At 41.3% G+C, this 9260-nt stretch carries 9 protein-coding genes; 4 read left to right on the top strand and 5 right to left on the bottom strand.

The annotated features are described in order from the left end of the window. Positions 1-815 precede the first annotated feature (815 nt). A complete protein-coding gene (locus BIY37_RS12490) occupies positions 816-3428 on the top strand; it encodes a M16 family metallopeptidase (protein WP_179129402.1) in 2613 nt (870 codons plus the stop codon). Between the two features lie 76 nt (positions 3429-3504). After that, the gene (locus BIY37_RS12485; RefSeq protein ID WP_070068176.1) at positions 3505-3693 is read left to right on the top strand and encodes a hypothetical protein; all 189 of its coding nucleotides are present in this window, start codon (positions 3505-3507) and stop codon (positions 3691-3693) included. Positions 3694-3880: 187 nt separating this feature from the next. Here BIY37_RS12485 and corA read toward each other — a convergent pair whose 3' ends face one another. From corA to BIY37_RS12460, 5 genes are all read right to left on the bottom strand, one after another. After that, entirely contained in the window at positions 3881-4948 is a 1068-nt protein-coding gene (corA, locus tag BIY37_RS12480) for a magnesium/cobalt transporter CorA (protein WP_070068175.1), read from the bottom strand. Between the two features lie 76 nt (positions 4949-5024). Next, entirely contained in the window at positions 5025-5603 is a 579-nt protein-coding gene (locus BIY37_RS12475; RefSeq protein WP_070068174.1) for a DUF488 domain-containing protein, read from the bottom strand. A 399-nt stretch (positions 5604-6002) separates the two neighbouring features. After that, positions 6003-6809 (bottom strand): methyltransferase domain-containing protein, encoded by an 807-nt coding sequence (locus BIY37_RS12470; protein WP_179129401.1) that lies wholly within the window; start codon positions 6807-6809, stop codon positions 6003-6005. Between the two features lie 42 nt (positions 6810-6851). After that, on the bottom strand, positions 6852-7403 hold the full coding sequence (locus tag BIY37_RS12465) for a hypothetical protein (protein ID WP_070068172.1): 552 nt from the start codon (positions 7401-7403) through the stop codon (positions 6852-6854). Between the two features lie 107 nt (positions 7404-7510). After that, positions 7511-8182: a hypothetical protein gene (locus BIY37_RS12460; RefSeq protein ID WP_070068171.1), complete on the bottom strand. Its 672-nt coding sequence runs from the start codon at positions 8180-8182 to the stop codon at positions 7511-7513. A 425-nt stretch (positions 8183-8607) separates the two neighbouring features. Here BIY37_RS12460 and BIY37_RS13250 point away from each other — a divergent pair, with 425 nt between their 5' ends. Next, complete coding sequence (locus BIY37_RS13250) at positions 8608-8892, top strand: transposase (protein ID WP_143299278.1); 285 nt, start codon at positions 8608-8610, stop codon at positions 8890-8892. Positions 8893-8954: 62 nt separating this feature from the next. After that, positions 8955-9260: transposase (locus tag BIY37_RS12455; protein ID WP_143299277.1), on the top strand; the 306-nt coding region annotated here is incomplete at its 3' end.

The following is a 9260-nucleotide window of genomic DNA, read 5'->3' as shown; positions in this document are numbered from 1 at the left end:
TTTCTCGTTTTTCTTGATACCTGTATTACGCAATTTCCTAACCGGACAATGCTGACATCTACTCAATTTTATTTTCAATGAAAATATACAATCTCTTATCGTCCAAGGCACAAAAACCTCAACTTAATGTAACTCTCCATTCACATCCGACAAACTCATACAATAACTTCGCAAATTTTTACAGCCTTTTTTTCCCGATACCTTCCACGCAGGCAAACTCCGTTTACGAATATCCCGACACTTTTTTATTGAAAACTCACGAAAGGACACAGAATCTGAATATACCTCTTTCTTATCCGCATCTTTTATGCTCCGGTTTCTTGTTTCTTCCAGACAACTTCAAGATATTTGCCCCACCATTCCGTACGGGTTAGACGTCGGATTCGTTCCAACGTCTCAAAAAATCTTTCAGCCAATTATTATATCCAAGTACATAATACACAATTCTTCTGCCTTTCAAACCATCATGACAATGTCCATGCCACCTTGTAATCAAAGACATAAATTGAGGCCTTTTGAGACTTCTTTTCAACTCTAAGTTTAATTTTATCGCTGAATTAAGATTCTTTGAATTTTTCAGTTGTTCAGGATTATCGAAAAATCCGGATTGAAAATAATGGATAGTTTTTGAAGTTCATCGGAAACCTGATAAAATATTTTGAATCCTTGCAGATAAAAAGAATGATGTTTTTTAAACGTTCACAATAAAAATAAAGGGAAGAACCATGTCATATATACTCAAATTCTCACTGAAAACATTGTGTTCCCTACGGAATACGCAAAAAAGCTTAAGATACGTTATTGCGATCTTGATCATGTTCAATTGGATGGAATGTCATTTGTGTTACGGAGAAAACCAAAATAACCAAATAGCATCTCTGTTTAAAGAAACTCAGCAAGCCTCGGTATTCTATCTGGATAATGGCATGGAAGTTATCCTTATTGAAAATCACGCCAGTCCCATGATTGCCGCAGTTACCGTTGTCAAGACTGGTAGTCGGAATGAAGATGAGGCCAGCAACGGCTCAGCCCACTTCCTTGAACATCTGTTATTCAACGGCACAAAGACACGAACACAGAAACAGATCTACGATGAAATGGATTTTTATGGTGGTTACAATAACGCCCATACCGGCCAGGACTACACCAACTACATGATCCTTATGCCGAAAGAGTACATCGCCCAGGGAATGGATATTCAGGCAGATATGCTCTTTAATTCAACCCTGCCTGATGAAAAGTTTGAAAAGGAGCGAGGCATTGTTATTGAAGAAATTGGCAAAGACGCTGATCAGCCTGAATATCAGGTCGACAACCATTTTCACAGAATTTTTTATGCCGGGACGCCCTACGAACGTCCGATACTTGGAACGGTTTCCACGATTACACATCTTAAACGGGAACGAGTATGGGAATATTATCAAACCTGGTATGTCCCCAATAACATGATCTTGATGGTAATCGGTGATTTTTCAACCCCTGAGATGGTAAAATTAGTCAAAGAAAAGTACGGTTCATATCCGGCAGGACCAATACCAGAGCACAAAACTATTGCCCTTAACCCACCAGTTAAATTACAGCTAGTCACGGCAAATGGTATGGATAATTTTCCAAAGAATCGTCAATATCTGACCCTGGGTTACGTCTTGCCACCGCCGGTATCTGATGATTTTCAGGCGCTGGTATTGCTATCAGAATTTCTTGGAAACAGAAAAGATGCCATCCTGAAAACGCTGTTCAACCAGGAACAATATAAAGATCTGGTTGATACAATTGATACATGCATAGACTTTAACCGTGATTTTTCAACGTTAAAAATCTCAGCGGAACTACCGGTAAGCGCTAATGCAGGACGTGTGGTAGAATTGATTGTGCAGGCTGTGCAAGGCCTGACAAAAAATGTCATTCCGGCAAGTGAAGTAGAGTCAACGCTAATTGCCCACGTAACACACGAATTGTATTTACAGGAAAGTTTGCACTACTACGGCATGATGAAGTCTGGCTATCTGGCAGCCGGTGGTTATACCCTTTTGCGCAATTATATGGATGGTTTAATGAGGGTAACACCAGCGTCAATCCAAAAGATAGCAGAAAAATATCTGAAAATCCAGACACCGGTGGTCACCTTGATATCCCCTCCCGTTGAAAAAACAGCTGCACCGTTAAAAGCGCAATCGGTAAATCAGTACAAAATGGAGATACTGAAAAATGGTCTTACGGTTGTGGTGAAAGAGTGTTATGACAGCCGGGTCGCTGGTATCCATTTGTTGGCAAAGGAGCGCAGCCTGAGCGAAGGAAAAGAAAAATGGGGTATGGCAGAAATTTTACAGCGCATGCTCATTGACGGCGGGACGGCAGCACATCCGGACGATGCACTCTACCAGGCATTCAACTCAATTGGCGCGGAAATAAAAGTGTGCGATGACCCGTCTGTTCCCTTTGATGACTATTATCATAACCCCCGTTTTGCTTATATCCGGCTTAAGGTAATTGATACCTTTTTTGAGAAGGGATTGAAACTGCTTTCGGAAATGATATTACAGCCCAGCCTTACAGAAAAGGCCTTTGCTGAAGCAAAAAAGGATGTTATGTCGCTTTCTGCCAATGCAGAAATGAGTACATCAAAGATTGCAGAACGAATCTTTTACGAAAATCTGTTCAAAGAAAACCCAGGTTTTAGCTGGTTGTTCGGTGATATGAAACACCTTGAACAGATTCAATTGAAAGATGTGCAGAACTTTCATCATAAATTTTATAACCCTGCAAATCTGATACTGGTCATCTCCGCTAATATACCGGTTGAAAAGGCACTACTGCTGGTTAGAGAATATTTAGGGGGTGATTGGGGTGAGATGGGATGGCAGCCGCCGGCGTTTACGCCACAGTTTAAATCCCTTGGTACCAGAATTCGTGAAAAGATGGGAAAACAGCAATCGTACATCTCTGTGGCAAATGTCTGTGAAGTGGGCGAGGAAGATCAGCCGGCGCTCTCTGTAATGGAAGCCATTTTTGGTGACAGGCTCGCTTTCAACCTGCGTGAAAAGCAAGGTCTGGCGTACAGCATTGGCGTTTCCTTCAATAAATACAAAGGCGCTCAATGGTATCGCATATCCATGGGTACACGGCCAGAAAACACAGAACGGGCAATCAACGGTATTTGCAAAGAGATTCACTCCATGCGTGAAGCAAAGATCGAAGAACCGGAGCTGCAGAAAACCATAAATGCCATTTTGGGGCGCCGCGGCATGCGCAGGCTGGACAGGGTAAACCAGTCCTATTATATTAGCATGAAAGTGCTCGATGGTAAAGGACCAGAAGCAGATGATCAGGAAATTGAAAAACTGAAGAAGGTTACCATACAGGATGTGGAGCGCCTGGCACGCCAAGTCTTTCAAAATGATAATTATTTAATCGTAATTGTGGAATAGATTATAAAAACAATAACATGCTGGTTTAATCTACAGGATTGAACCAACAAGAGACTATAAATAAAGGAGCAGACATATGCAAAACAAGACGACAAAACCGGTATCTATAAAAATAGAACAGGAACTTCACAAGTGTCCGAATTGCGGGTATGAAGATGGGTTTCATACATCGTTTGTGCGAGTAACAAAAGAGGCCTGCAGGATCATCCTCATTTGCCCAAGCTGCCACGCTCGATATGACCCAGACTGGACTGTTGATGCATAAATCTCAGGGGGAGAAATACTGCAGGCGAATGCTGGTTCAGAAGAACATATCCATGTCCACGAGGATTCATACTTGCTGACTTTGTCGTGAATATTTAGTCAAACGATTGAACCAGAAAGGAATTATTTTCACGTTCCCCCTTGTGATAAACGCTGTTTGTGGTTGATACACGATTTATGTTTGTTTCTTACCACCTTTTCTTCCTGAAGTAATACACCATGGCAATGCCTATGCCAGCCATGATGAGCAAGACCATTGGATACCCCCAACGCCACTCAAGCCCCGGCATGTATTTAAAATTCATTCCATAGATACCGGCAATGAAGGTAAGTGGCATAAATATGGTGGCAATCATGGTGAGCACCTTTATAACGGCATTCATCCTGTTACTGATGCTTGAAAGATAGATTTCCAGCATCCCCGCAACCATTTCACGGAAAGATTCCAAGGTGTCAATTATATAAATCGTGTGATCGTGGATATCTTTAAGGTAAATTTTGACAGACTCTTGGATCTGTAAAGATCCCCCTCTCCCTAATCCACCAATTACCTCCCGCAGAGGCCATACGGATCTTCGCAATAGTATCATGTTCCTTTTTAAATTATAGATGGCCGGCAAAATTTCCGGACTCGGTTCTTTAACTAATTCATTCTCCAGGGATTCTATCTTTTCTCCCAGTGTTTCCATGATAATAAAGTAGTTGTCAACTATTGCATCGAGCAGACAGTATGCAAGGTAATCAGCACCCATCTTTCTTACGCGTCCTTTATTGGTTCTGATCCTGTCACTGATTACATGAAAAATATCGGCCTCTCGTTCCTGGAATGAAATGATAAAATTATACCCTAAAATCAGACTTACCTGTTCAGAGGCAACCTCGCCGTCCTTAGCGTTGAAATACAGCATTTTAAGAACAAGATAGCTATATGTCTCAAAATCCTCTATCTTGGGACGTTGATCGGTATTCAGGATGTCTTCAACGATGAGGGGATGTAGTCCAAAACCTTCACCAAGCTTCCCCAATATCTCGCTCTGGTGAATCCCATCGATGTTTATCCACGCCACGGTGGGCCGGTTCTTGTCACGAAAGGGAAAGCACTCCTCGATTGTTTTTGCCTCCCGTTCGTGAAAATGCACTTCATCATATTCGATGATGGTAATCTTTGTTTTATCAGTCTTTTTTTCTCCTATATGGACAAGTGAACCAGGCGGGAGACCGGCTTTTTTTGATCTTTTTTTGATGAGTTTTGTCATAGGAAGTACCTTCTCAGGAAACGATATTAATATTGCCCGAAATATGGAGTGATGATAACCAACTTGCCAGCGAAACTCAACATTCTTTTCCGAATTCAATACCGTTCTGAGCTGATTCAGGCGGATAGGTTATGCATGTGCCATTTACCGCCGCCCAAGGTGTGAGTCTGTGGAGCCGCCTCTGCTTCTCACTCATAATGTGTTCAACCGTAATTTTTCTGGCCAATAGTGCATCGGCAATCAGGGAGCGATGACAACGCCAGGGTAAAACCTCTGCACACATTAATGCGACTTGCTCATGCTTTGCCAATTCAATCAGTGTTTCTAAGTTTTTTTTAAATTCCGGCGTTTGCATATAATCAGCAAAACCCCTGAAGGAGGCGTTACGCCATCCTGTGTTAGGTGAATCGGGACGTGGGCGACGGAGGCCACCGAGTCCTGATATATGTGTGTAAGTAATGCCAGCAGCTTTCAGGCTATTTGGTAGTGTTTCTCGGTTAAACTGAGGATTGCGCCGTGAACGGGGAATGGTACGGATATCTATCAGACGTTTTACATCGTGAGCATGTAAAAGTTTTATGAATACCTCGAGGGTATGCGTGGAATGCCCAATGGTTAGGACAACTGGAGGTGTTTTGGAGATGTCTTTTTTCACAGATACTATCCTCACAGAGCTAAGCCCTGAGCTGACTCAATCTGGCTGATAAACAAAGATTTTGAACTATGCTACAGGTCTTGTAATGTCACCCACAATACAAAACATTAAATATTCCGGTTCAATCGGGGACGATTGAACCAGCAAAGCCCGTGATTAAAACACAAGAACTTCAACCATCTTATAACATTACCGTGTAAAACATTCTTTTTGGAATAACGCAAAGCTAATTGAACAAGCGAAATTCATGTCTGGAGAAACACCTTATTAGCTGTTCTTCTGTGTTATCATCCAACTCCCCGTAATTGCCAAAACGTCTGCTGGCTTTGAACTGAATCTATCGTTCAAGCGTAGCTTCCCGCTTCTCAAAATCTCTTGTATGTGCAAGTCCATATCAGTTTACGACCCCAAGATACGATGACCGGCGGACTCAAACAATATAATGAAGTCATCGTGACGTAATCTGTTCATGTACATGTATCTATTGCCAGCGTACTTTTGCCATTCATCATCACCGTACTGAAGGAAGTTGATTGCAGATATGCTCTTGTCAGAGTGAGAAAAATGATCACTATAATCAATTCGGTGAACAAACAAACCATTTTTTCTGATTATCCTATTTCCTTCCCCAATGATTTCCCTCAATATATCTATGGGGATATGCTCAAATACAGTGTAAGAAGTATGAAAATCAATACTGTTATCTGGTAAACGAGTGTCGGCAGCATCACCTGGTGCGATGTAGCTTGTTTGGCATAAATTGAGAAATTCCGTTGTTGAAAAACTTGTTTTCTTTGTAAAGTTTAACAGGGAATTGAATCTGTCATTGTCGAGCAATGAACCGAAGAGTTTCAGAACCTCCCCTTCGTTCTCAGATATATAGCGAAGGCTTTCAGCGATTAACTCTTCTTTCAAGTAGGGATTCAAATCTATGCTGATGGTGCCTTCCGCTCCCATTAGCCAGTAAGCCAGTGGCACCAGTGGTATTCGTCCCGTTCCGACCTCAAAAAATACTTTTCCAGACGGGGAACGGTCTTGGCTTTTGATTCGCTTCCAAGTCTCAATCCCACCTATCAATGCTTTTAAAGGATTAACTCGACGCAACCCTCCAAAATGCCTTTGTATCCAATAATACGCATTATAAGATGCGGCTTTCGGCAAATACGAGACGATATTCTGTATTTTTGCTTTTAATTTCCATTGCATTGAGAATGCCCTCATTGGGTTTTCCTGGCGACTAAACCTCTTTTAATATTTTGTTTCCTCAATCATTAAACAGCTTGAGGATTTTTTCTGGGAATACGGACATACCGTGGAACAATTGTCCGGCTGAAGCCATTCATGCCCGCTTTTGCATCGGCACATTTTTAATCTGCTACGCATGAGCTGATTTGGCCATTGCTTGAAAAAAGGAAAAAGGGCATTGCTGATGGAGGCAAATGCTTCCCGCCGTCCATTCACATCCTTTGCATTTTTTAATGCTTCCGACCCTTCAAGAATATGCTGCATCATGTGTTGGCCGGGTCCTTCCGGTTCACTTTGAATACCCAGATTGGCGGCGTCAATCACATTTTGGGCGAGACTGGAGATCTCACTTGCCCCACCTTTTACCATATAACTATAGATGTATTGATACCCCATTAAAACTGCCTGAAAATGAATATAGGACTTCTTTCCTATCGTAATTACCGTTTCATCATTCTGATCGTGCCCTTCATGTGCAGACACAGAAACGGAAAAATTAAAAATTAAAAATAGAAGAAACAGAACGACGCGTCCCGAATAGCGATATTTTACCACCTCAAACTCCTTTAACGTAAGGACATATAATTATTTTCATTTTCTCCTGTAGAATGGCAACCCATAAGCTGTTGCCCACAAAGTAATTTTATAACATTTTACCGCTTTCACGGTTTGACATCATTTTCCGGTTTTTCCTGTTTGTCGTTACCACTTTCTTTTTTCAGAACCTCATCCAAAATTCCACTTAGTTTCTCGATGCCTTTTTTAATTTCCGTTGTATAGCGTTGTAATGCCTCTTCCATTTTCTTCGATGCAACTTCACCTAGTTTTCTCATCTTTTCTTCATATTCAGGCATTTTTTGTTTTATCTCTCCAAGAGTTTCATTCATATGTTCCGTCAATTTATCGCTCAACTCTTCCAGGCTTTTCGATATATCAGAAAAGGATTGGTCTTCTTTTATCGTTTCCTTTGTTTGCGCATAATCTACCTTCCATTCTCCATTCTCTTTTTTGAGGACCGTTTGGAATTGGACGAAAGTCTCCGTACCGTGTTTCGGCAACCGAAGTGTAGTATCAATGGTAGTAATGTCACCATCAATGACAATTTTACCAAAGGTCACATCTGCATCTTTGAATTGTTCGTGGGATGAATCGAGCATAGTGTGGGCTGATGTTGTGGTATGTTTCCGGACATTTTCTATGTCCTGGACTTTCATGGCATCCCAAAAGCATCGTGCCACTTCCTGCGGAGTTTTATCCATACGGCATCCGGACATAACAGTAACGGCTAAACTAACCAAGCAGATACACACCCAATGCAATCGTCCTGAAATCATTTCGACTCCTCCTCAAAATCTGTCTGTAAACGGTTTGTTTTCAAGCAATACTCTTTATAAGTGTAGAGTTTTTAGGGTATTTTCTCAAGTTAAATATGATTATGAAATGGTTATATTTTATAAAATCGAACTTGTTATAAACATCCCTCATAAGACAGAACCTTCCAAAGAAAATTTTAACATCATTAGCAAAAATGTGAACACTATGGGTCTTCTAAGTTTTGTGTGGATAAATTTCCATAATAGTTCTTTCACAATAGCTTAAAAAAATAAAGTGTTCAGGTAAAATAGATCTCCAAAAAGTTGTCACGTGTAGGTTATACTCCTCTGACAAGAGAAAAGAGCATTCATGAAAATCGGTAAAACCTTATTAGACTTATATTCCCATCATGGATTTCGAGCGCGAAGTAAATTAACCGGCGTTTATGGTGATCCCTATGCGCGGGTCATCAAACTGGTACACCGTCAAGAAAAACCGTTTGCTCCGTTTGTCTACACCATCGAAGACATACTACGATAGTGAAATCAAACGGACAAGAGACCTTTCGAGCGGTTCATTCAGGATATACGTTGAGTTTGAATACCGCCGTGTATTTTGCAAGAAATGTAACGCTGTGAAAGTAGAGACATTATCATGGCTTGCCTCTAATACCCGATATACCACGCGTATGAACGTCACATTGGCAGACTTTGTCGTAAACTTACGGTAAAACGAGTAGCTGAACTGGAACGACTTAGCTGGTATCAAGTCAGGCAAATAGAAATAAACTACATGAACAAGCTTGTTAGTCGTTTTGGCAAAATTACCAAACTAAGAGCCATAGGAATAGATGAGATTTCTATCCGTAAGGGGCACGCATATATGACCTGTGTCAGTGATTTAGACAAAGGACGTCCCCTAGGGATAGGCGGTGAAGGCCGTAGAGAAGAAGACCTGGATTTGTTTTATAATACGCTTTCTGATCGTCAGAAGAAAAACATTTCCCTTGTCGTTATGGACATGGGGGAGCCTTTTAGGAAATCCACTCTCAAGCACATTCCCCATGCTCAAATCATCTACGACAAATTTCATATCCTT

The organism is Candidatus Brocadia sapporoensis, assembly GCF_001753675.2.
GTDB lineage: Bacteria > Planctomycetota > Brocadiia > Brocadiales > Brocadiaceae > Brocadia > Brocadia sapporoensis.
Note: the sequence above shows the minus strand (reverse complement) of the source record. Positions and strands in the feature narration are given on the sequence as shown.